27 protein-coding genes are annotated in these 22,390 nt (G+C 67.1%); 16 read left to right on the top strand and 11 right to left on the bottom strand.

Translation table 11 applies throughout. From position 1 onward, the window contains the following. Positions 1-9: 9 nt before the first annotated feature. Together EV643_RS41955 and EV643_RS41950 are read left to right on the top strand one after the other, a co-directional pair. Positions 10-711 carry a response regulator transcription factor gene (locus tag EV643_RS41955; RefSeq protein WP_133805813.1) on the top strand — a complete coding sequence of 234 codons (702 nt, stop codon included), beginning with the start codon at positions 10-12 and terminating at the stop codon, positions 709-711. Then, positions 708-2,132, top strand: a complete 1,425-nt coding sequence (locus EV643_RS41950) for a sensor histidine kinase (protein ID WP_133805812.1) — start codon at positions 708-710, stop codon at positions 2,130-2,132. The genes EV643_RS41955 and EV643_RS41950 overlap by 4 nt, the downstream gene beginning before the upstream one ends. Positions 2,133-2,136: 4 nt before the next feature. Here the strand turns inward: EV643_RS41950 and EV643_RS41945 are convergent, their stop codons facing one another. Both EV643_RS41945 and EV643_RS41940 read right to left on the bottom strand, forming a co-directional pair. Next, the gene (locus tag EV643_RS41945) at positions 2,137-2,607 is read right to left on the bottom strand and encodes a hypothetical protein (RefSeq protein ID WP_133805811.1); all 471 of its coding nucleotides are present in this window, start codon (positions 2,605-2,607) and stop codon (positions 2,137-2,139) included. Further along, complete coding sequence (locus EV643_RS41940) at positions 2,608-3,168, bottom strand: HAD family hydrolase (protein ID WP_238166181.1); 561 nt, start codon at positions 3,166-3,168, stop codon at positions 2,608-2,610. 170 nt (positions 3,169-3,338) lie between these two features. Between EV643_RS41940 and EV643_RS41935 the strand changes: the two genes are divergently transcribed. Next, a complete protein-coding gene (locus tag EV643_RS41935; RefSeq protein ID WP_133805810.1) occupies positions 3,339-3,935 on the top strand; it encodes a TetR/AcrR family transcriptional regulator in 597 nt (198 codons plus the stop codon). An 84-nt stretch (positions 3,936-4,019) separates the two neighbouring features. Here the strand turns inward: EV643_RS41935 and EV643_RS46630 are convergent, their stop codons facing one another. The 4 genes from EV643_RS46630 to EV643_RS41910 form a co-directional block, all read right to left on the bottom strand. Beyond that, positions 4,020-4,148 (bottom strand): SRPBCC family protein, encoded by a 129-nt coding sequence (locus EV643_RS46630; protein WP_255513099.1) that lies wholly within the window; start codon positions 4,146-4,148, stop codon positions 4,020-4,022. Positions 4,149-4,601: 453 nt separating this feature from the next. Next, positions 4,602-4,943 (bottom strand): DUF190 domain-containing protein, encoded by a 342-nt coding sequence (locus EV643_RS41920; RefSeq protein WP_238166180.1) that lies wholly within the window; start codon positions 4,941-4,943, stop codon positions 4,602-4,604. 39 nt (positions 4,944-4,982) lie between these two features. Then, positions 4,983-5,468 (bottom strand): FluC/FEX family fluoride channel, encoded by a 486-nt coding sequence (locus EV643_RS41915; RefSeq protein ID WP_133805809.1) that lies wholly within the window; start codon positions 5,466-5,468, stop codon positions 4,983-4,985. 160 nt (positions 5,469-5,628) lie between these two features. Beyond that, positions 5,629-7,158 (bottom strand): SulP family inorganic anion transporter, encoded by a 1,530-nt coding sequence (locus EV643_RS41910; protein WP_133805808.1) that lies wholly within the window; start codon positions 7,156-7,158, stop codon positions 5,629-5,631. A 247-nt stretch (positions 7,159-7,405) separates the two neighbouring features. On the opposite strand from EV643_RS41910, the gene EV643_RS41905 reads away from it, so the two are divergent. The 3 genes from EV643_RS41905 to EV643_RS41895 all read left to right on the top strand — a co-directional run bounded on the left by EV643_RS41905 (position 7,406) and on the right by EV643_RS41895 (position 9,342). Then, positions 7,406-7,807 (top strand): MerR family transcriptional regulator, encoded by a 402-nt coding sequence (locus EV643_RS41905; protein ID WP_202870034.1) that lies wholly within the window; start codon positions 7,406-7,408, stop codon positions 7,805-7,807. 102 nt (positions 7,808-7,909) lie between these two features. Continuing rightward, positions 7,910-8,488 carry a redoxin family protein gene (locus EV643_RS41900; RefSeq protein WP_133805807.1) on the top strand — a complete coding sequence of 193 codons (579 nt, stop codon included), beginning with the start codon at positions 7,910-7,912 and terminating at the stop codon, positions 8,486-8,488. 5 nt (positions 8,489-8,493) lie between these two features. Beyond that, a complete protein-coding gene (locus EV643_RS41895; RefSeq protein ID WP_133805806.1) occupies positions 8,494-9,342 on the top strand; it encodes a cytochrome c biogenesis CcdA family protein in 849 nt (282 codons plus the stop codon). A 108-nt stretch (positions 9,343-9,450) separates the two neighbouring features. Here the strand turns inward: EV643_RS41895 and EV643_RS41890 are convergent, their stop codons facing one another. After that, on the bottom strand, positions 9,451-11,004 hold the full coding sequence (locus tag EV643_RS41890; protein WP_133805805.1) for a sulfatase family protein: 1,554 nt from the start codon (positions 11,002-11,004) through the stop codon (positions 9,451-9,453). Positions 11,005-11,124: 120 nt separating this feature from the next. Here EV643_RS41890 and EV643_RS41885 point away from each other — a divergent pair, with 120 nt between their 5' ends. From EV643_RS41885 to EV643_RS41875, 3 genes are all read left to right on the top strand, one after another. Then, positions 11,125-11,712 carry a TetR family transcriptional regulator gene (locus EV643_RS41885; RefSeq protein ID WP_133805804.1) on the top strand — a complete coding sequence of 196 codons (588 nt, stop codon included), beginning with the start codon at positions 11,125-11,127 and terminating at the stop codon, positions 11,710-11,712. A 332-nt stretch (positions 11,713-12,044) separates the two neighbouring features. After that, positions 12,045-12,419 carry a CBS domain-containing protein gene (locus tag EV643_RS41880; protein ID WP_133805803.1) on the top strand — a complete coding sequence of 125 codons (375 nt, stop codon included), beginning with the start codon at positions 12,045-12,047 and terminating at the stop codon, positions 12,417-12,419. A 19-nt stretch (positions 12,420-12,438) separates the two neighbouring features. Beyond that, a complete protein-coding gene (locus tag EV643_RS41875) occupies positions 12,439-13,728 on the top strand; it encodes an ArsB/NhaD family transporter (RefSeq protein ID WP_133805802.1) in 1,290 nt (429 codons plus the stop codon). A 31-nt stretch (positions 13,729-13,759) separates the two neighbouring features. Here EV643_RS41875 and EV643_RS41870 read toward each other — a convergent pair whose 3' ends face one another. Both EV643_RS41870 and EV643_RS41865 read right to left on the bottom strand, forming a co-directional pair. Beyond that, positions 13,760-14,215: a hypothetical protein gene (locus EV643_RS41870; protein WP_133805801.1), complete on the bottom strand. Its 456-nt coding sequence runs from the start codon at positions 14,213-14,215 to the stop codon at positions 13,760-13,762. Between the two features lie 46 nt (positions 14,216-14,261). Further along, on the bottom strand, positions 14,262-14,573 hold the full coding sequence (locus EV643_RS41865; protein WP_133805800.1) for an STAS domain-containing protein: 312 nt from the start codon (positions 14,571-14,573) through the stop codon (positions 14,262-14,264). Between the two features lie 205 nt (positions 14,574-14,778). On the opposite strand from EV643_RS41865, the gene EV643_RS41860 reads away from it, so the two are divergent. The 4 genes from EV643_RS41860 (at position 14,779) to EV643_RS41845 (ending at position 18,035) form a co-directional block, all read left to right on the top strand. Continuing rightward, the gene (locus EV643_RS41860; protein WP_133805799.1) at positions 14,779-15,480 is read left to right on the top strand and encodes a response regulator; all 702 of its coding nucleotides are present in this window, start codon (positions 14,779-14,781) and stop codon (positions 15,478-15,480) included. A gap of 41 nt (positions 15,481-15,521) precedes the next feature. Continuing rightward, positions 15,522-16,841, top strand: a complete 1,320-nt coding sequence (locus tag EV643_RS41855; protein ID WP_238166179.1) for a HAMP domain-containing sensor histidine kinase — start codon at positions 15,522-15,524, stop codon at positions 16,839-16,841. Continuing rightward, entirely contained in the window at positions 16,838-17,419 is a 582-nt protein-coding gene (locus EV643_RS41850; protein WP_133805797.1) for a GerMN domain-containing protein, read from the top strand. Before EV643_RS41855 ends, EV643_RS41850 begins: the two co-directional genes overlap by 4 nt. 280 nt (positions 17,420-17,699) lie before the next feature. Then, positions 17,700-18,035 carry a hypothetical protein gene (locus EV643_RS41845; RefSeq protein WP_133805796.1) on the top strand — a complete coding sequence of 112 codons (336 nt, stop codon included), beginning with the start codon at positions 17,700-17,702 and terminating at the stop codon, positions 18,033-18,035. A 435-nt stretch (positions 18,036-18,470) separates the two neighbouring features. On the opposite strand, the gene EV643_RS41840 is transcribed toward EV643_RS41845, so the two are convergent. Further along, positions 18,471-19,052, bottom strand: coding sequence for a TetR/AcrR family transcriptional regulator (locus tag EV643_RS41840; protein WP_133805795.1), 582 nt, complete (start codon positions 19,050-19,052; stop codon positions 18,471-18,473). Between the two features lie 50 nt (positions 19,053-19,102). On the opposite strand from EV643_RS41840, the gene EV643_RS41835 reads away from it, so the two are divergent. Beyond that, on the top strand, positions 19,103-19,780 hold the full coding sequence (locus tag EV643_RS41835; protein WP_133805794.1) for a haloacid dehalogenase type II: 678 nt from the start codon (positions 19,103-19,105) through the stop codon (positions 19,778-19,780). Positions 19,781-19,895: 115 nt separating this feature from the next. On the opposite strand, the gene EV643_RS41830 is transcribed toward EV643_RS41835, so the two are convergent. Further along, on the bottom strand, positions 19,896-20,246 hold the full coding sequence (locus EV643_RS41830) for a class I SAM-dependent methyltransferase (protein ID WP_133805793.1): 351 nt from the start codon (positions 20,244-20,246) through the stop codon (positions 19,896-19,898). A gap of 547 nt (positions 20,247-20,793) precedes the next feature. Between EV643_RS41830 and EV643_RS41825 the strand changes: the two genes are divergently transcribed. Next, entirely contained in the window at positions 20,794-21,768 is a 975-nt protein-coding gene (locus tag EV643_RS41825) for an alpha/beta fold hydrolase (protein ID WP_133805792.1), read from the top strand. A gap of 96 nt (positions 21,769-21,864) precedes the next feature. Continuing rightward, a complete protein-coding gene (locus EV643_RS41820) occupies positions 21,865-22,143 on the top strand; it encodes a thiolase family protein (protein WP_238166178.1) in 279 nt (92 codons plus the stop codon). The last annotated feature ends 247 nt before the right edge of the window (positions 22,144-22,390 follow it).

Below are 22,390 nucleotides of genomic sequence, written 5' to 3'. Positions count from 1 at the left end.
CATCCGTGGATGGAGGTCACCGTGGGCAACTCGGTCGAACCGCGGGCGCCCCTGTTGCTGGTGGTGGACGACGACCACAAGCTGGTTCCGCTGCTGGAGCGGGGACTGCGGTACGAGGGCTTCGGCGTCGCGTGCGCGTACTCGGGCACCGAGGCGCTCAGCGCGGCCCGGTCGACCGCGCCGGACCTCGTGCTGCTCGACGTCGGCATGCCGGACCTCGACGGCTTCGAGGTACTGCGGGAACTGCGGAGGCAGTCCGACGTGCCGGTGGTCATGCTCACCGCGAAGGACGAGGTGTCCGACAAGGTCGGCGCACTGGACCTGGGTGCCGACGACTATGTGGCCAAGCCGTTCGCGTTCGACGAACTGGTCGCCCGGATCCGCGCCGTACTGCGCCGCCGCGGCGCCGAGGCCCTGGACTGCTTGTCGTACGACGATCTGGTCTGTGACCTCGGCACCCGTGAGGTGACGCGCGCTGGGCGGCGCATCGACCTCACGGTCACCGAGTTCGACGTACTGACGTGCTTGGTGCGCAACGCGCGGCGGATCCAGAGCCGGGACGCCCTGCTGCGCAACGTCTGGGGCTACGACGTCCCGGTGGACAGCAACGTGGTTGACGTGCACATCGGACACCTGCGCCGCAAGCTCGGTGACCCACCCCTGATCCAGACCATGCGCGGGGTCGGTTACGTGCTGCGGAGCCGGCAATGAGCCGCCTGCACGAGCTGCCGCGTCTGTCGCTGCGGACCAGGCTGGCGGTGACGTTCACGCTGCTGGTCGGCGTGCTCCTGGTCCTGGTGGGGGTGGCAACCAACCAGCTCCTCCGCGACAACCTGCTGGCCGAGATCGAGCGAGACGTCGCGCACCGTGCCGCGGCGTACCGAGCCAGCCCACCAGCACCCCCGTACACCCTGGACACCTTCGGCGCCCCAGATGTGTTCCTCCAGATCGTCGGCTCCGACGGCAAGCCGCTGGCCCGCTCCGGCAGCCTCGGCGACCGCACACTACCGCTGCCCGACGCCGCGCGACGCGGTGACGTGGTCGAAGAGCGCGTCGGCGGCCGCCCACTGTTCCTCACCGCAGCACCGATCGGCGACGGCCGTCATATCATCGTGGCCCGCTCACCGATGACGACCTACGGCGCGCTGCGCACACTGCGCAACCTGCTCACCGGCGTCATCGCCGGCGCGGTGCTGCTCACCGCGCTGACCAGCTGGCTCTACGCCCGAGGCGCGCTGCGGCCGATCGGCCAGGTCGTCGCGGCGGCTCGCTCGGTCCGGGACAGCCGTGACCTGAGCCGAAGAGTGCCTCAGCATGGTTCAGGCGACGAGGTGGGCAAGCTGGTCGAAACCTTCAACGAGATGCTCGCCGAACTCGACGACGCGTACCGGTCGCTGGACCGGTCGAACCAGCAGCTGCGGCAATTCCTCGCCGACTGCTCACACGAGCTCCGCGCACCGCTGGCCCGGATCCGAAGCACCGTCGACGTGCTCGGCCGGCTCGACGAACCCGCGGAGCACGACGACGCGGCGTTCCGGTCGCAGGCCCTGGCCGACGTCGCCGCGGACACCGACCGGATGGCCCGCATGGTGCGGCAGCTGCTGATCCTCGCCCGGGCCGACGCCGGCGCCACGATCGACCTCCGGCCAATCGCACTCGCCGACGTCATCGGCACCGCGTGCCGGCAAGCGGCACGGATGGCCAACGGCGTCAAACTGTTGCCGCCAGCAACTGAACCGCTGACCGGTGTCATGGTGCGCGGCGACGCCGACCACCTCGAACAGGCCCTGCTGATCCTGCTCGACAACGCCTTCAAATACACCCCGCCACCCGGCGAGGTCCGGGTCGCTACACAGCGCGACGGCACGCATGCACGGATCGATGTCACGGATACCGGCCTCGGCATACCACCCGAAGACCGCGACAAGATCTTCGAACGGTTCTTCCGCGGCCGCAACGCCACCGCGGCAACCGGCACCGGCCTGGGCCTGGCGATCGCCAGCTGGATCGCCTCCCAGCACGGTGGCACCGTCGAGCTGCATGGCACCCAAGGTGAGGGCTCGTGCTTCACCCTCCGGTTGCCGATCGCAACAGTCTCGGGTTCGCCCCATACCTTCGGCCACGCTGGATGATCGGTCAGCCGTTCTCCGGCGGCGGTTCGTCCGAGGCGTGCGAGCCACACTGCGCGCTCGACGAACCATCAGATACCGTCCAGTACAGAAACACCGTGCCGGGCTCGGGACTGGTTCGAGTGAAGACGAGGATATCGTCGTTGAGGACGGCCGGTGTCCCATTGTCGGAGATCACCGCCGAACCGACCGGAGCCCCGCCGAACACGGACACCAGCCGCACGGGCGTCACGTCGGGGTCCGCGGCGACGTCGGTGACCGGAATCCTCACCTGCCCACCAACCGTCGACGGCAGGCTGAACCCCAGGTTGTCGCAGATCGGCCTGCGGTTGACCGCCTGTGTGCCTGAACCGTTGCCTCCGCCGACGAGCAACGGTGCGGCGGCTAGCACACCGGCAGACACCGCGAAGACATCACCCGCGTGAAGATTCTCTGAAGGTAGGCAACACCCCCGTCGGCCACACGCGATCGCGTGCATTTACGACGCGGCAAGCGTTTCGGCCAGCGATTCGAGGTCGGGAGCGGTGAGGTCGGGCGCCAGGAACGCTTGCGGGTACGGCGTCTGCCGCCGATCCAGGTAGTAGCCGAGCATCCCGGCCCGCCGAGCTCCGTCGATGTCCCACGGGTGTACCGCCACGAGCGCCATCCGATCCACCTGTGTCTTGCAGACCTCGGCGGCGTACCGGTAGGCCGTGGCGTGCGGCTTCCAGCGACCGGGCTTCTCGACGTCCAGTCGATGCTCCAGCAGCTGGAGAACTCCGGCCTCGGCGAACATCTGCTCCGACATCGCCGCGGCGCCGTTGGTCAAGGTGACCAGGCGGAACCCGAGCTCGCGCAGCCGCATCAGCCCGGGTGCGACGTCCGGATGTGCGTGCAGCTCGGTGAATCCGGGCAGCACGCTCTTGACCGTCGCATCGGTGGCGTCCAGCCCTTCGGCCACGAGCATCGAGCGCAGCAGATCACTGCCGATCGTTCGGAAAGCGGCGTACGAGCCGGCGGCCGTGAGCGCGAACCCATCCCGGAGCGTGGCCGCGACCACGTGTCCAGAGCATGCCCGGGCAACCCCACGGCCTCGAAACGGGCGCGCAGGGGTTCCATGTCGGACAGGGTCTCGTTGACGTCCAGTACCAGCACCTCAGGCCGTTGGTTTGTCACTATCGCGCCACACCCCTTATCTTGGATTGGTCGTTCCAAGATAAGGGGTGTGGCGTGCCGGATGTCAAACACTTCGACGCGGACGAGACGCTAGCCAAAGCCGAGCTGCTGTTCTGGCGTCAGGGTGTGACCGCGACCGGGATCCAGGACATCGTGTCCGCGACCGGGCTGAGCCGGTCGAGTCTCTACAACGCCTTCGGCAGCAAGCAAGAGCTCCACATCGCAGCGCTCCAGAGGTATCTCGATCGGCGCTCCCAGCCGATGTTCGACCGGCTCGCCTCCGACGATGGCGGCCTACCGGCAATCGCCGACTTCTTCGATCGCCTGATCCGGCTCCGCTGCACAGGACGGCACGCTCGCTGGGGTTGCCTGATCTCGAATGCCCACACCGAGCGCCCGAGCGACTCCGCTCGGGCGCTGCTCGACCAGCACCACGCCGGCCTCCGCGCCGCATTCGCCGCGGCGCTAGACGTTGCCCGACGCAACGGCGACCTCCGCCCCGACCTGGACCAGGCTGGAGCCGCCGAGATGCTCACCCTCCTCGCGTACGGCGTCAACCTCCGCTCTCGGTCAGGAACCCCACCTGAGGACCTGGAGGCAGGCATCGAAACCTGCCTCCACACGCTCACATCAGCGGGACTCGAGGAGTGACTTGAGCCGGGCGAGGTCCTTCTGGTTGGCGCGGCGCATCGCAGTGGACATCAGCGGCGCGGCCACGCCGGCGAACCCGAAGGTTCACCGCGATTGCGCAGCGACATGCGGCTCGGTCCGCCACTCGATCGACTCGATGTTGGCGTACCACTCGGGCGCGTTCGACGGATCCCCGGCGTACTCGGCCACCACCCGCACAGGCCGGTCGATCACGACCTCGGCTGGCGTGAGCGGGTGAAGCGGAAGTAGGTCCAGAAGAGTCCGGCGAAGGTGAAGTAGACGGCCAGGAGTAGGCGAGGTAGGTGAACGGGCCGGCCTGCCGGTGCACGCAGCCAATCGGGGGAGGTCTGCCGGATGGTCAGCAGGGTTTCAAGGCGTCTCCCGGGCGGTGTACGGCGCGACGTGGGGCGATCTGGTGTGGTGACGAGGTCGTGGAGCCGGTCTTCCGATGTCGTGACGAGCTGGTTGTGCAGGGCCGAGCTGGCGGCGGAAAGTACGGTGGCGCCGACTTCTACGTCGATCCTGTGCTGCAGCTCGGAGCCGGCGTCTGTGATCAGGTATGGGATCAGCCAGGCGAGTCGTGGACGCGCAGCCGGTGCACCGCCCGGTCCGTCAGGTACCGCAGCGGGGCACCGATCGCGGCGCCGACCATGACCAGCAGCAGCGTCATCGCGACTTCCGCTCGTGCCCGGCAAGGCGATCGGCCGCAGGATCAGGGGCGCGGCCGACGTAGCGGATGACTTCGCAGTCGTCGAGAATCACCAGGCCCTCGGTGACGAGATCCTCCAGTTGGGGCAGGAAGGCACGGATCCGGTCGTGAGTGTCGACGATGACGACGACCACCGGCAGATCTTCGCTGAGACTGAGCAGCCGGTTGGTGTGAATCAGGTTCGATGCGCCGTAGCCCTCGATCCCGCGCAACACGGTGGAGCCCGCGAGGCCGGCCCGCGGGAGCGCGGTGCACGATCTCGGTGAACAGCGGCTTGTGGTGCCACTGGTCACCCTCACCGATCAGGACGGTGAGCCGTAACGCGGTACCAGTGAGTCTCATCGCATCCTCCGGGTTACAAGCTTCCGAGTCGCGTTCGCGGTCGCCCAGACCGCGACAAACGCGGCAGCGGCAGTGCCGGCCAGGTAGATCAGCGCAATACCGGCATGGCCTGCGGCGACCAGACGCTGGATATCGACGGTGTAAGTGGAGAAGGTGGTGTAGCCGCCGAGAACACCGGTGCCCAGGAACGGCCGCAACAGCCGCCGCCGAGTCCAGACATCGCTGACTAGGACCATCAGTACGCCGATCAGCGCACAGCCGGAAACGTTGACGGCGGAGGTGGCCCACGGGAATCCACCCGGCGGCGCCGTCCACAACGAACCGATCAGGTAGCGCGCGGCGGCACCGACCATGCCCCCGACGGCGACCACGGCCACGATCCCCAGATCACCACGCCGCCGTCTCGAAGACAGAGTTGCCCGCCCACCGACATCGGAGTCGACGGGCTCGAAAGGTGCTGGGTCGGTTCGCTGCTGCTGCACGGGTCGGCACTCTCCTACCTGGACGCGGAAGGCGCGGCAGGCAGCCGCGCGCAAGTACAGGTAGGGACTGTTGGCCACCAACCAGGTGACGGTTCGGGTCCGGCGAGCCCCACCGCCGGTCAGCCAGCCACAGTTAACCCTGCGCTGCCGGGCGCAGTAGTCAGTGGGCGGCGCTGAGCTTCCCGGCGAGGCGTTGGTGTCGTTCGGCGCTGGCGGGGTTCAGGCCGACGATCTGGACTGTCTTGCCGTAGCGCTCGTACTTGGTCGTGATCGCGTCGAGGGTCGCCACAGTGGAGGCGTCCCAGATGTGCGACTCGGTCAGATCGATGATCACGTTGGCCGGGTCGCTGCGGTAGTCGAACTGGTAGACCAGGTCGTTGCTGGAGGCAAAGAAGAGTTCACCGGTGACCTTGTAGACCTTGGTGTCGCCATCGGGGTGCGCGACCTCGTCGACGGTGGTGAAGTGGGCGACGCGGCGGGCGAACAGCACCATCGCGACCAGCACGCCGACAACGACCCCGATCGCCAGGTTGTGGGTGAGAACGACAACCACAACCGTGGACAGCATCACGATCGTTTCGCTCCGCGGCATCCGCCGAAGGGTCTTCAGTTTGATGCTGTGCCAGTCGAGCGTGCCGACCGACACCATGATCATCACCGCGACGAGCGCGGCCATCGGGATGTCCCCGACCAGGTCGCCGAGGCCGACCACCAGGATGAGCAGGAACACGCCGGCCAGGAAGGTCGAGATCCGGGTCCGGGCACCGGAGGCCTTCACGTTGATCATCGTCTGGCCGATCATCGCGCAACCGCCCATGCCACCGAACAGTCCGGTGATGATGTTCGCCGTACCCTGCCCCCACGCTTCGCGGGTCTTGTCCGAGTGGGTGTCCGTGACGTCGTCGACGAGCTTGGCGGTCATCAGCGACTCCAGCAGCCCGACCAGCGCCACCGCCACGGCGTACGGCGCGATGATGCGCAGCGTCTCCAGGTTCAGCGGCACGTTCGGCCAGAACAGCGACGGCAAGCTGTCCGGCAGCTCGCCCTCGTCGCCGACCCTAGGGACCGACACCGACGTCAGGACGACCACCGCGGTGACCGCGAGGATCGCGACAAGCGGAGCAGGCACCACCTTGGTGAACTTCGGCAGGACGACCATCACCACGAGACCGGCGGCGACCAGCGGATATACCGCCCACGGTACGTCGATCAGGTGAGGCAGTTGCGCCATGAAGATGAGGATCGCGAGCGCGTTGACGAACCCGACCATCACCGACCGTGGGATGAACCGCATCAACTTCGCGACCCCGAGCACACCGAGGATCACCTGCACGGCGCCAGCCAGCAGCACGGTCGCGATGAAGTAGTCGAAACCGTGATCGCGCATCACCGGCGCGATCACCAGCGCGACGGCGCCGGTCGCCGCGGAGATCATCGCCGGCCGACCGCCGAGGAACGCGATCGAGACCGCCATCGTGAAGGACGCGAACAGCCCCACCCGCGGGTCGACGCCGGCGATGATCGAGAAGCTGATCGCCTCCGGGATCAGCGCGAGCGCGACCACCAGGCCGGCCAGGATCTCGGTCCGCAGCCGGCGCGGCGACCGCAGCGCAGCCCGAACCGAGGTGATGTCGGGGGTATGGATGTGAACGGGTTCGGGCGTGGCTGACTCCGGCGCCACCGAGGGCATACGGTCTCCAGGGCAAATGGCGGGCGGTCTCCTCGGACGCGGCCCGCCCGGGCGCGTCATTGCGCCGGCGGCAGCACGAGGGCCGCGTCAAAGGGGACGAGGCGGGTGAGGAGCACAGATCGCCTCACAGGCCGCAACTCTACCCGAACGTGAGAGTAGAGTTGAAGCCGGTCCGTTATCCTTCCCCGATCGCGGCGACGAGTAAGCACCGCCGTGGGCATCCGGGCAGTCGGCAGGAGTGAACAGGATGGGTCAGCACATGCAGATCGGCGAAGTCGCCGAGCGGACGAAGCTGAGCCTGCGTACCATCCGCCACTACGAGGAGGTCGGCCTGGTCCCGCCGTCCGCCCGCAGCAAGGGCGGCTTCCGGCTCTACACCGAATCCGACGTGCAGCGGCTACTGCTGATCCGGAGAATGAAGCCACTCGACTTCACCCTCGACGAGATGGCCGACCTCCTGGACCTGCTCGACAACCTCGCCGCCGAAGACCACCCCGCAGACCGCGCCGGGCTACTCGACCGCCTCACCAGGTATCACGAGGCAGCAGGCCAACGCATCAACGCCCTGCGCGAACAACTCGACACAGCAATGAACTTCGCCAACCAGCTCCAGCAACACCTCGACCAGCACACCCACCAACCGAGATAGCGGCCGCTGCCTGCGGCCCCCTTGGTTGCACGCCCGAGGATGTCAGCGCACCGTAATCGGGCTTACAGACCGGTGACGGAAACGCTGTGACATGGTCTGATCATGCGATTCCGCCGCCCCCTCCCGACGACGGCAGCGCTGCTCGCGCTGCTCACACTGGCCGCCTGCGGACCGGACAACGCCGGCCCATCCGCGGGGGCCACTCCAACCGCGAGCAGCCCCACCACCTCGTCGACACCCGGCACGCCACCGAGCTCACCTTCGCCAGGCAAGCCCGCGATCGGTCAGCTGGGTTTCACCGGTACGACGCTCGCCGGCAAGTCGTTCAACGCCGCGACGATGGCCGGGAAGCCAGTACTGCTGTGGTTCTGGGCGCCGTGGTGCCCGACCTGCATGGCCGAGGCACCCGACGTGCTCAACATTCAGCAGGCGTACGCCGGCAGGATCGGCATCGTCGGCGTGGCCGGGCTGGACGAGCAGAACAACATGCAGCCGTTCGTCGACCGGACCAAGACCGGCGCGCTCACCCACCTCGCCGATCCGGACGGCGAGATCTGGCGCCGCTTCGAGGTAACCCAGCAAAGCACCTACGTGCTGCTCGACACCTCGGGCAACGTCTCCTTCAAGGGCGTCCTCGGAGGCGACGAACTCCGCGACAAGGTCGCGGCGCTCGCCGGCTGACCGCGATGGACGGAATTCCGATCGGGCTGGCCCTGACGGCCGGGACCCTGGCTGTCGTCAACCCGTGCGGCTTCGCCCTACTACCGGCGTACGCCGGGCTGCTGGTCCTCGGCGACGAGCCACCACGCCGCGGTGTCGCGATCGGTCGTGCACTCGGATTCGCCGCAGCGATGACCGCCGGGTTCGCCCTCGTCTTCGGCGTCTTCGGGCTGCTACTGGCACCAGCAGCCGGAGCGATCCAGGAGCGCCTGCCCTGGTTCACAGTTGTCTTCGGCCTCATGCTCGCGGCCCTGGGCGGCTGGCTGGTCACCGGCCGGAGCTTGCCCGCACCCAGAATCGCCACCCGCGGTGGGTCACTGACCCGGTCCTTCGGATCGATGACTCTGTTCGGGATCGCCTACGCGCTGGCCTCCCTGGGCTGCACCATCGGCCCCTTCCTCGTCACCGTGGTCGCCACCTTCCGGACCGGATCGACCTCAGGCGGGATCGCCGTCTTTGCCGCCTACGCGCTCGGCATGGGCCTGATCGTCGCCGCCGTATCGCTGTCCGTCGCACTCGCGCGAGGATCGGTGGTGTCCGTACTGCGTCGGGCCGGCCGACTGGTGTCCCGGCTCGGCGGCTTGCTCCTCCTTCTCACCGGCGGCTACGTCGCCTACTACGGCTGGTACGAAATCCGCGTACTCCGCAACGCAAGCGTCGACGACCCCGTCATCGCCGTAGGCGCCACCATCCAGCGCTGGCTCACCTCCGGCCTCGACTGGATCGGTGTCACAGGCGCCGCCCTCGGCGTTGCAACCCTGCTCGGAATCGCCATCGCGGTCCGGCGCTCACGTCGCACCGGACCGGGCGCCTGAAGAACGCCGATGCGGAGGGGAAATTGTGATGGCTGACGTATGGGCGACGGTGGCTGACCTCTGTGGTCGTGGCCCGGTGGGACGTGCGACCGGGCCACGACTTCGGGGTCAGTTGCGACAGGTGGCGCCGCTGCATTCCTTCAGGTGCTGGAGTCGTGCGTCGAGGCGGTCGACTTCGCCGGCGTACTTGGCGCGACCGGCTTTGGTGGCCAGTAGGTTGTCGAGTTGGTAGGGGTCCTTGGTGAGGTCGTACAACTCGTATTCGCGGTCGGCCTCGTCGCGCTCGAGGTCGTACCAGCGAACGTAGAGGTACCGCTCATCGCGGACCGCACTCCAGGACGGCAGGTCGACCAGGAAGACCTCGGAGAAGACGCTGGACAACGGACTCGGGGCGTACTCCTGGAAGACGCCGTCCTCGCCGCGCGGGCCAGGGCCGCCGTACTCGGCGAGGAAGTCGGTCCGCCAGTCCGTCACCTTCTCGCCGTGCAACTGCGGTACCAGCGAGCGACCATCGACATCGGAAGGTGTGGGCACGCCGGCAAGTTCCAGGAAGGTTGGCGCGAAGTCGGTCGAGATCGCGATATCGCTGGTGCGACCGTGCGGTACGCCCGGGCCGGTGACGACCATGGGCACCCGCACGGACTCCTCGTACGGCGCCATCTTCTGCACGAGCCGGTGAGCGCCGAGGTTGTAGCCGTTGTCGGAGGTGAACACGATGTAGGTGTTGCCCAACTCGCCGGCCCGTTCCAAGGTCGCCACGATTCCGGCGACCATGTCGTCGAGGGCAAGCAGCGACCCCATCCGGCGCTGGTAGTCCAGATCGTTGGTCGCGGCAACGGTCAGCGAACGCTCACCGGCGGTGGTGCGTAGCCACGTCGGTTTGTCGCTGACATCGTCCTCCTGGAAGTTGGGCAGGTGCGGCGCGGTGTCGTCGGTGAACCGGTTGTCGGCGTACCGCGGTGGAGCCTCCATCGGCAGATGCGGTGCGGTGGCCGCGGCATACCAGAAGAACGGCTGCCCGCCGGCCGCCGCGTCGCTGATGAAGTCGACAGACTTCTTCGCAATGACATCGACCTGGTAGTCGTCCGGATCGGACCCGTAGTCGACCATCGTGCCGTTCTCGTTGAGCGTGTAGTCGTAGCCGCTGTAGAGCGACTTCGTCACTCCCGCGTTCCAGTCGTCCCAGCCCGGCGGGATGTGGGTCGGGTCGTCCTCCAGGCCGTTGAGGTACTTCCCGGCCATCCCAGTGCGGTACCCGGCGTCGTGCAGATACTTGACAAACGTGCGGTCTTCGTTGTCGTGAGCAACGAATGAGGCGTAGCCACCCTCGTCACCCGAGTTGGTCAGCACGTGGGTGTTGTGCCCATATTTGCCGGTCAGTATCGAGCCGCGCGCGGCGCAGCAGATAGGCATCGGCGCGAACGCGTCGGTGAACGTCATGCCCCGGTCTGCCAGCAATGCCTCGGTCTTCGGCATCGCGTCCCAGTACGGCGTCGTCCGCGCGTCCAAGTCGTCGGCCAGGATCATGACGAAATTCGGGCGGTCAACCGCCGCGGCCGCACCCTTCGGCCGGACCGGACCGACGGTTGCCGTGCCGGCGATGGCCGCGGTCAACGCGATCAGTGCGGCGCCGACGCGCACCGCCTTGCGAGGAACTCGCATTGTTGCCTCTCTCAGTCGTTGGCGGATCCACCTCCGTGAGGCGATCCAAAAGTGTCAGTCCTGACAGTATCGCTAAAGTGTCATGACTGACAGATATTTGCAGCCTGAGATACTGCGACGGTGATCACACCTGGACGCCGCGAGCAGCACAAGGCCGCGACGCGCAGCGCCTTGCAGGACGCCGCGCTGCAGATGTTCGAGGAACGGGGGTACGCGCAGACGACCGTCCGCGACATCTCCGGCGCCGCAGGCGTGACGGAGCGGACGTTCTTCCGGTACTTCCGGTCGAAGGAAGACCTGGTCCTCGGTGAAGTCCTCGACCTGCTCCCGGTCCTCACCGAGCACATCCGGACCCGCCCGCGCGGCGAGCCGCCGTACCCGGCGATCCTGAACAGCCTGCTCGCCGTCGGCGCTGAACGCCCCGGCGGTGTCGGCATCCTGTTCAGCGGTCCACCCGCTCGCTTTCCCGCATCGACCCGTCGGCCGGACGCCGTACTGCTCCAGTTCGAGGACGGCATCGCCGCAGCACTGGCAGAGCGTTCTGGCGATGGCGACACACTCCGTGCGTCTGTACTAGCACGAGCCGCCGTCGGCGCGATCCGTGCAACCCTGATCGCCTACGCACACCTCCCCGACGAGGACAAGACCATGACTACGGCACTCCGCCTCGTACAGGACGCCTTCGCCGCCCTTCAATCCGGTCGTTGACGTGGTCGCGGATGCAGGTCGCCGGGGGCGGCCAGGTCGACCTGCGCGCGCCTACTGAACGCCGTCCTTCGGCCACCCGCACCTTGCGAGCACGACAAACCTTCCGTCCGAAGAAGTAACGGCTACCGGATCGCGCAAAGGCCGTTGCCAATGGCAATCGCCCGGCTTCGTCGTACTGGTTCTGGCGATCGTTTGCGTCCAGAGGGTCGGATGGGAGAGGGTTGGGCACGGAGCGCCGGGAAGTCTGGTCGGCAGTGCTCGCCCTCGGCCGGGGTGCGGGCTGGTCGACGATCCCGGAGGCGGCGTGACGCTGGCGGCAGCACACGGACGATGTGACGGCCTCGCGACGACTGCCGGGGCTGATCGTGGTGGACGAGAAGGGGAAGCCGCACTCGGTGCTGCCGGCGTCGCAGGTGGTGCGGTTCCTGGTGCCAAGCTACGTGCAGGACGATCCGTCGCTGGCCAGGGTGATCGAGGAGTCGCTGGCCGACCAGGTCGCGGACAAGCTCGCCGGCCTGACCGTCCGCAAGCTGCTGCCGTCCGAGCCGGTCGAGCTGCCGGTGGTGAATCACGACGACACCGTTCTCGAGGTTGCCGCGCTCATGGCCCGGCTGCGGTGCCCGCTGGTCGCGGTCATGAAGGACAAGGAGATCCTGGGCGCGATCACCGCGTCCCGCCTACTGGAGCAGGTCGTCTCACCGCACTGATCGACGGACTGGTGATCGCGTGACCGTGATCGCCATCGTCGTCTTCGTGGTCGCCTATGTGCTGATCGCGACCGAATGGACCCACAAGCTCCTCGCCGCCCTGGGTGGTGCGGCCGTGTTGCTTGCCCTCGGGGTGACCGACTCCGAGCACGCCTTCTACTCCCACGACACCGGGATCGACTGGGATGTCATCTTCCTGCTCCTCGGGATGATGATCATCGTCGGCGTACTGCGCCGTACCGGAGTCTTCGAGTACATCGCGATCTGGGCGGCCAAACGGGCGAGGGGGTCACCGCTACGGGTGATGATCCTGCTCACGCTGATCACCGCTATCGCCTCGGCCTTCCTCGACAACGTCACCACTGTGCTGCTGATTGCACCGGTCACGCTGCTGGTGTGCGACCGGCTCGGGATCAACCCGGTGCCGTTCCTGATCGCCGAGGTGATGGCGTCCAACATCGGCGGCGCGGCCACTCTGATCGGCGACCCGCCCAACATCGTCATCGCCAGCCGCTCCGGCCTTACGTTCAACGACTTCCTGATCCATATGGCGCCACTGGTCGTCGTCGAGCTGATCGTGTTCACCTTGGTGCTACCCAGGATGTTCAAAGGCTCGTTCGCCGTCGACCCGGACAAGGTCGAGAACGTCCTGCGCCTGAACGAGCGAGAGGCGATCCAGGACATCCGGCTGCTGGTCAAGTGCGGCGTCGTACTGCTGCTCGTGTTCACCGGATTCGTCGGGCACTCGCTGTTCCACGTCGAACCGTCGGTCGTCGCGCTGCTCGGCGCCGGCCTGCTCGTCCTGATCTCGGGTGTTCCGACCAAGGACTACATGCGCAGTGTCGAGTGGCAGACGCTGCTGTTCTTCGCCGGGCTGTTCATCATGGTCGGCGCCCTGGTCAAGACAGGCGTGATCGGTGATCTCGCCGACCAGGTCGGCAAGGCGACCGACGGCAAGCCTCTGCTCGCGGTGATGCTGATCCTGGTCGTTTCCGCGGTCCTGTCCGGCATCGTCGACAACATCCCGTACGTCGCGACTATGAGCCCGGTTGTTCTTGAACTCACCAAGAGCATCACCGACCCCAACCACGTCCATGCGCTGTGGTGGGCACTGGCCGCGGGTGCCGACTTCGGCGGCAACGCCACCGCGGTCGGCGCCAGCGCGAACGTCGTCGTCATCGGCATCGCACTGCGCGCCGGCAACCCGATCAGTTTCTGGGAGTTCACCCGCAAGGGCGCGGTGATGACCGCGATCACGATCCTCGTCGCGGCGCCGTACCTCTGGCTGCGGTACTTCGTCCTGTCCTGACCGGCTCGACTATCTCCGAGTCCACCAACGGCTAGTTTGCCCAGTTTCGCGACTGGACGTCGATGTCGGCCGCAATGTCCAGCGCGATGAGCGCACGGCTCAAGGCGTCGAGCGTTGGCTCCTCGACCATTGGAGAGCCGTAGAGGCAGAGCACCCGACGACCGTCGGTGGTTCGTCCGGCCTCCTCCACCTGGCCGCACTCGTCATGCAGGTACGTCCAGCCCTCCTGCTCGAGAATCCTGACCGCCCTGAGACGGTCTGCCGTGTACAGCGAGAGGCCACCGACGCGTCCGTAGTCGGTCAAACGCTCTGACCACGCGACCTCGACGAACGGTCCTTCGGGGGCAGCGATGTCGTTCTCCGGGCGAGGTGTCACCAGATAGCCGGTTCCTGTCAGCGGATCGAGATAGGCGGTGTGCGCGGCGAACTCGACGATCGTCACGTCGACATAGCCGGGCCAACTTGCTTCGTCGTCGAACTGATTCATCGGCCGCTGTCTTGCTCGATGCCGCGGGTGGCGGGTCGATCTCCCGTCACGCAGCCTCGACCTCGAAGACCAAGTCCAGGCCGGTACGGCGCAGCACGTCGGTCATCTTGCGGCTGGCGTGGCGGATGACCACTCCCCCGCCACGCCGCCGGCAGACCCGGTGGGTGTCGAGCAGGGCCGCCAGTAGCGTCGATGAGATGCGGCTGATCTCAGAGACGTCGATGACGACCAGGCAGGCGCCGTCCATGACAAGGCCCCGCAGTCGCCAACGCAGTGACGTCAGTCCGCCGTCCAGGTCCGTGTCGGACAGCATCACGATGGCCTTCTGGGGAAGCGGACTGTGGGTCGTGTCGGTCATCGACGGGCCCTTTCAAAGTAGTTGCAAGCTGATACCACTCTGGTCCCCGCAGTTTGAGATCGGTCGTATCCCTTCTTGACGATCGGATGACGAGGGGGATCGCACCTGTCGCCATCGACATCCGTCCCGCCGGTCGTTCTTTACGATCGGATGACACGGCGCCCCCGGCCGTCACAAGCGACCGTTCACTTGCGAGGATGGGACGATGCCGATGCAGGTCCTGGTCGTGGAGGACGACGACCGAATCCGGGCCGTTCTGCGCCTTGCGCTGGAGGACGAGGGCTACCAGGTCGCCGAGGCGGCCGACACGCCTTCGGCGCTCGAACAGGTCCGGTCCGCAATGCCCGACCTGGTGATGGTGGATCTGATGCTGGGTGAGATCGACGGATACACCTGTATCCGTGAGGTCCGCCGGATGAGCGACATACCGATCGTGATCGTGAGTGCCCGGTCCGACACCCATGACATCGTGGCAGGGCTCGAGGCGGGCGCGGACGACTACGTCACCAAACCCTTTCAGGTCAAAGAGATCACCGCCAGACTCCGAGCACTCCGCCGACGTCTCCGCACCACCGCGGAGGCAGCCGAACCCGACGTGATCCTGGACTCCGATCCATCTCGGAGGTTGGTGCTGTCCACGGCACGTGGCGCGGTGATGCTCGACGGCAACGACGTCCCTCTGACGCTCACCGAATACCGGCTACTGGCCGAGCTTGCCCAGGCCCCCGGCCGGGTCCTCAGCCGCTCGGCGCTGCTGGCCTCGGTCTGGGAGCACGGGTACTACGGCGACGAACGCATCGTGGATGTCCACATCAGACGACTGCGGACCAAGATCGAGCGTGACCCCGGACGGCCGCAGCTCGTCGTCACGATGCGAGGGATGGGCTACCGGCTGGATCCGCAGTGATGCCAACCCTCCGCGCATTGAGTCTGCGGCACCGGATTGTCATGGCGTTCGCAGCGGTAGCGCTGCTGGTGTCCACCGTCTTCGCGACGAGCACCTATCTGCTGGCCCGCGGCTATCTCCTGGGTCAGCGCGAGCGGGTGGTGCAGCACCAGACCTTCGCGGACGCGGCATTCGTGCAACGACGGCTGGAAAGCGCCGGCGCCGACGTCTCCGCAGTACTCACCGCAGCCGGAACTCCCGCCGGGCACACGATCATCCTCAAGTGGCGGGGTCAGTGGTACGCCTCGGCGCTCGATCAAGGCCGCGACGCCGTACCTGCCGGGCTCCGGCAACAGCTCGCTGAAGGAGACGCCGCGGCACAGCGGTTCCGGTCCGACGACGGGCCGTCGTTGGTGGTCGGCGTACCGCTGCCGTCGGTGCAAGCCGAGTTCTACGAGATCGCGCCGCTGACCGAGCTCGACGGCATCCTCCGCCTGCTCAGCGGCATCCTGATCGGAGGCGCTCTGGTGGCGACAGCAGCCGGAGCGGCGCTGGGCGCCTGGGCCAGCAGGTCGGTCGTCACTCCGCTCAACCGGGTCGCCGTCACCGCCGCGTCGATCGCGGGCGGGGAGCTCGATACCCGGCTTCCGGCGACCGATGATCCGGAGCTCGCCACGATCGTCGGATCCTTCAACAGCATGGTCGACACCCTGCAGCAGCGGATCAACCGCGACGCACGGCTCGCCGCGGACGTCAGCCATGAGCTCCGATCGCCCCTGACGACGCTGGTCGGCAGCGTGGACCTGCTGAACGCCCGCCGCGACGAGCTCCCCGAGCGAGCACAGCGCGCCCTCGATCTCGTGACCGCGGACCTGCAACGCTTCCGGCGCCTGCTCGACGACCTGCTCGAGCTCGCCCGATCCGACGCCGGGCTCGATCGCCGCCCAGATGCGACGATCGATCTCGCCGAGCTACTACGGCAGGTTCTCAGCGAGATCGGTCGTGAGCCTACGCTCCTCAGCGGTGCCGACGATGCTCTCGTCCTCGCCGACAAACCCCGCCTGAGCAGATTGTTCCGCAACCTCTTCGAGAACGCCGAGACACACGGCGCCGGACTGACCGCGATCGAGATCAGCCGCACCGGAAACGACGTGCTGGTGCTGGTCGACGACTCCGGCGCGGGCATTCCGCCGCACGAGCGGGAGCGCGTGTTCGAGCGTTTCGCCACCGGAGCGACCAAACGTGGCTCGTCGTCGGGAACCGGCCTCGGCCTCGCACTGGTGGCCGAAACAGCCGCTGTGCATGGCGGCTCTGTCTGGTGTACGGCGTCTCCCAGCGGGGGTGCCCGGTTCGTCGTACGACTTCCGGAGATCGAGTCATGAGGAAGACCGTCTGCGTCATCTCCTTCCTGATGCTGCTGGTCGGCTGCGGCGTACCTGTCCAGCAAGAACCTGCCCCGATCCAACCCGAAGCGATCCCGTCCCATCTGCGGGGCACCGGCGCACCGACCATCCCACAGCCCACGGCCACGCCCGGCAGCCCGACCCTCCAGGTACATTTCGTCCGCAATGACCGACTGTTCGCCCTCGCCCGCGAAGCGCCGACCACCACGCCGGCCGATCGTTTGGCCGCCGTCATCCAAGCGTTGATGACCGGGCCCAACGACACCGAACAATCCGACGGCATCACCTCTGCCCTTCCGCCCGAGCTCACGTTGACCGTTGCCGACGTTCAGGGAAAGCGGGTCGTTCTCGAACTGTCCGGCGAAACCGAGGGCCGATCGGCCGCCGAAAATGTCCTGGCCGTCGGACAGATCGTCCTGTCCGTCACCGCCCTGCCAACCGTCGACGAGGTGACCTTCCAGCGACACGGCGTGGCGGTCGAAGCGCTCCTCGCCGACGGAGCACTGACGACCGAGCCACTGACAGCCGCCGACTACGCCGCCCTGCGGTCCTCCTGAATCTGCTGCCTTACCAGCCCAGGCGGCTTGCCGCCCGGGCGACCTTCCGCGGTCAGGTCGATCACCACCTCACGCCGGTTCACGTCCAGGCGCTCGGCCAACCGGCAAAGTTGACGATGACGCTGAGGAGACTTTGAGATCGTGTGTCGTTCCTCCGCTGGGCCGGGACCGCGGCCCAGCAACGCGCTAGACAGGGGTCTGTGAGCAGAAGAAGGGAATCCTCGTGGCTGAGCGGCCGTCCACCCCTGGATCATCCCAGCTGGCCGGGATCTGGGTCGGGATGCCCGTCATCGACGCGACGGGCCGCTTGGTCGGCTCAGTGAAATACATCAAGCGCGGTACTCCCACCGCAGACCGCCCGACCGCGGACCGCCCGACCGCCGACGAAGACCTCGAGACTGCCTTCGCTCGCGCACTGACCGAGACCGAGCCGCAAGTCGACGCAGAACTTGCGGAAGAGCTTGTCCGGCAGGGGTTCCTCAAGGTGACCGGGGCAGGGCTGATGGACAACGATCTCTATGTTCTCCCCGACCAGATCGCGGTGGCCGACGACGACGCAGTGCGCCTGTCAGCCGCCGTCACCGAGTTGACGGTCGAACGCGAACACTGGTTCTGACCATGAGGGCTTACCGGACCATCTGGTCGAGTGTGGCCGGGCTGGTCGTTCTGACCGGAGCGACACTCGCCCTGGCAACGACACCGCCATTCGTCTCGCTCCTGCTGTTCCTCACCATCGGAACCTGCGCAGGAGTCCTCCGCAACCTGCACCTCCTGGAGAACGCCGCCCCACCACCGTCCCGAGAAGCGCTACTCAAGGTGGCAGTCCCACCAGGCGGCGACAGGGGTCCGAGCGCGTCAGCATCTGCTCTCCGAGATCGAGCGGCGCTATCCGGCCTGGACCTCGGCGTGGCTCAGATCAGACGCAGCGCTGAACGGCGCTCCCCCACGCTTCCTGCTTTCGGCGAGCGGCTCGTAACAGTCACGGCCCGCTGGACACAAGTCCGGTCTGGTCGTCACGGGGGAAACGACCAGACCGGGTCGGTCGAGCGGGTCAGACGACGAGCGGGGCCAGGGCTGCGCGTACAGCGGCCTGCAGAGGTTCGGCTTGAACGCCGGCGCGAGAGCGCAGATTGATGGCGTACGCCAGCAGCGTGAGGTGCTCGGCAGTTGCCGCGAGGTCCAGACCGGGCCGGAGCTGATGCTTGTCGTCGGCAACCTTCAACGCGGCATGGAGAACAATGCTCAGCGCAGCCTGATGCTCGTCCAGCACCACCTTGGCGCCCACGGGCGAATCCTCCAGGTGGGCATTCGACACCAGGCAGCCCCAGCCGGCGAACTCACCCGAGCAGCGCACGCCGATCAACCGAGAGAAGAAGCTGCTGATCGCGGGCAGACCCCGCCGATCCGCGGCCAGGCGAGCGAACATCGGCCGCGACCGCTGGTCGAGGTACCGCCGCATCACCAGCTCATACAGGTCCTCCTTACCGCCGAAGGTGTTGTAGAGACTCGACCTGCTCAGCCCGGTCGCCGTGAGCACATCCTGGATCCCGGTCGAGCCTGCACCGCGTCGCCAGAACACCAACTCCGCCAGACCCAGCACTCGATCGGGATCGAAGTGTTTGACATCTGCCACCAGACACCACCTATCTTGGAACGACCAGTCCAAGATAAAGCGAGGTCACGATGAGCGCAAACCACCCCGACGTGCTGGTCCTGGACGTCAACGAGACGCTGTCCGACCTAACGCCGCTACGCCAGCGATTCGAAGACGCCGGACTGCCCGGGCACAGCCTGGACACCTGGTTCGCCGCCACCCTGCGCGACGGATTCGCCCTGACCGTGGGCGGCGCAACAGCCGAGTTCGGCGCGATCGGCGCCGACGTCCTGGCCGCCCAACTCTCCGCAGCCGGGATCGAACCCACCGAGCAGACCATCCGTAGCGTGCTCTCCGGGTTCACCCAGCTCAGCCTGCACCCCGATGTCGTCCCCGGGCTGCGACGCCTGCACGATCTCGGGCTGCGGATCGTGACACTTACCAACGGATCCGCCACACTGTCCGAGCAAATGTTCGCCGACGCCGGCCTGCTGCACCTGCTTGAGCACCGGCTCGACGTAACGACGCCAGCTCGCTGGAAGCCGCACCAGGCGGCCTACGAGTACGCCGCCGAGGTGTGCGGCACCGGCCTTGACCGGATGGCACTGGCGGCGGTCCACCCGTGGGACATCGACGGAGCCAAGCGAGCCGGATTACAGGGCTGGTACATCGACCGGCGCCGCACACCGTACCCAAAGACCTTCCTGGCTCCAGACCTCGTCGTCGCAGACTTCGAGGATCTGGCCGATCAGGTGCGCCCAGCGTGATACCCGTTGGGGATGGTTCGTCGAGAGCATCACCCCTGAGCGCGCTCAACCGGACCAGACGCCGGTGCCGGTCAGGCTCGCGGCGCGCACCAGATTCGCTGCCTGCCCATCGAGATCACGCTGTCACCCCGGAACTGGGTCGCGGGCGCGCGACCAGGACATGGATGCTAGGGACCGGACCATGAACCGGTGCCAGATGATAGTCGACGACATCCAGCCCGCAATCAGTCAGCAACGACTCCATCCGCCGGCCGCGCGGGCGATCGAAGGGCCAACGACTCCGCCGGTCTTCCTCCACGTCGGCATCTGCTCCGCAGCCGACGTCCAGCGCCCTGGCGCCGCGCGGTACATTCTCGTGCACCAACTCAAGAACCGTTCGATGCACCGGTTCGAACAACAACCGCTGGAGTTCGCTGAGCTCGTACGTCGGCGCCCACGAATCGAAGGCGGCGTGCGCTGTCGTCATCCGGGGACTCCCGCCTGTCATCAACATCGTAGGCAGAACGAGTTCATCTTGCGCCTAGGGCGTCGGCGACGCCACGAGCCGGGTTGCCGCTTCGGAAGGAGCGAGGCCGCCTCGCGACCGATCCGCGGGGTGCGATCGGCTTGAATCTCCTGGCGACGCCGATGCCGCGGCCGAAGACCCTCTGACCAGGCACTTCGCGAGGGGTGGACCTAAATCCCGGATTGGAGGTGTCATCTACTGCCGAGAGTCATCTCGGATGGCCTCCAGCTCCGGTCCGGGGATGACACCTCGCAGGCCTCCCCTACCCGGCTTCCAGCGCAGTGTCTCGTTCGCAGCGCAGTTCGATTCGGCCGGGGGTAGCGGGAGGCGACCGCCGCGAGCGCGCGGCCGAACGTCTTCGGCTCGGGCGTCGATGTAGGTGTCGTCGTCGACGCTGCGGGCGAGCAGCAGTAAGGGTTGGGCGAGTTGGGACAGGCGGTTGGTGTCGTTGAGCGCGGCGCGGCGGTGAGTTCGCGCAAGCCCCTGTCGACGGGCGTAGCGTGGGGTAATGCAGTACACCGACTGGGGTGAGCGCGCCGCACGCTGGTCCGGAATTCGCAGCGAGACAGTCGATGTGCACGGCACGAAGGTGCACTACCTGGAAACTGATCTGACGCGGACGTCGGAAGTGCCGGTTCACCTGCTCGTTCCCAACCCGGCCAACAGCGCCTCGAACTGGCTCGACGTACTCGCGGAACTGCGACCACACGCGCACGCGATCGCGGTAGACCTGCCCGGCACGATCGCCGGCCACACCGCGCTGCCGAACCGGCGCGCGGCGAGCATCGAAACCAACGCGCTGTTCCTGCGCGATTTCACTGACGCACTCGAGCTAGATCGGGTCACGGTTCACGGCTGGTCGGCGGGCGGGATGATTGCGTTGCTGTTCGCCGACCAGGCACCCGAACGGGTTGACGGGCTCGTGTTGGTGGTGCCGGCACTTCCTCCCCCGCTCAGCGACGGCCAGGCGCGCATGTGGCAAACCCTCGGCAGGGCGGGGTTGGCCACCGTCGCACCGGTCGCCCTTGTGCTGCTCCGCGTTTCGGGGCGGCGCATCCTCGCTGCGCAGCTGCGGGTACTGGACGATCCCGCGTCGATTGCGGACAGCAAATGGAATACGGGCGGTGACCTGACGAGAATGTCGCCGGAAATCGCCGGGCTCATGCGGGACGAGATGTCGGCGGTCGAGCCGACGCGCTTGGGAAGCGCGGTCACAGTGTATGCCTCGCTGATGTCGCTGATGTTCGTCCGGCGGCGACTCGTGCTCGACGCGATGCGCCGGGTCGCGTCGCCGACTCTCCTTGTCTGGGGCGATGAGGATCGCCTCACTCCCCGCGCGTCGATCGATGACTGGACGGCGCAGCGGCCCGACTGGAACCTGGTGATCCTCCACCGCGTGGGTCACGCGCCGCCGTTCGAAGTCCCCGCCGATTACGCTCGCACGGTCATCGACTGGTGTGGTCCACGGGTCCACGACCGGTAGAGCTATGCGGCGCCTTTGCTCAGCAGCATGTCGCGGATATAGCGGGCGAGTTCGTCAACGGCGTCCCGGTCGTAGAGATCGATCATCGTCCGGCCGGTGTTTGCTCGCGAAGGCACAGTCACCGCGGGCAACGCGTCCGGAATCAACGACGGTGGCGCGGCCATCGTGCTCGCGCGCGAATCGGCCGCACGCAACCTCGGCCTGCCCGGGCTGGTCACCCTCGAAGCAGTCGCGACCGCAGCGATGGAACCCGAGCTCATGGGCTACGCCCCGGCGCTCGCACTCGGCAAACTCTTCAAGCAAACGGGAACTGTCCCGCCACAACCTCTCGGCCCGGTCTGTCCGCATGGCTGCGAGCGTCGGCCCGGTTGGTGAGTCCCTCGGCGACCATCGGGAGGACCCTCTTGAGCACGCCATATGGGCGTGCCACCACCCACCCTTGCTCAGGGAGCGGAGTCACCCTCAGCCGGTCTTGCGACCGAGCGTGTCGACCCGGCTCCGCACTGAAGCTACTGACGCATGGAACGATGGTCCCTGGAGATGAGGAGGAGACGATGACAGCCAACCCGCTGCCGCCCGCCCATCTGCTCACCGTGGGTGAGTACGCCGCGCTCGGCGAGGA

The organism is Kribbella caucasensis, from assembly GCF_004361855.1.
GTDB lineage: Bacteria > Actinomycetota > Actinomycetes > Propionibacteriales > Kribbellaceae > Kribbella > Kribbella caucasensis.
The sequence above is the reverse complement of the archived record's forward strand: the minus strand, read 5'-3'. Positions and strand labels throughout refer to the sequence as shown.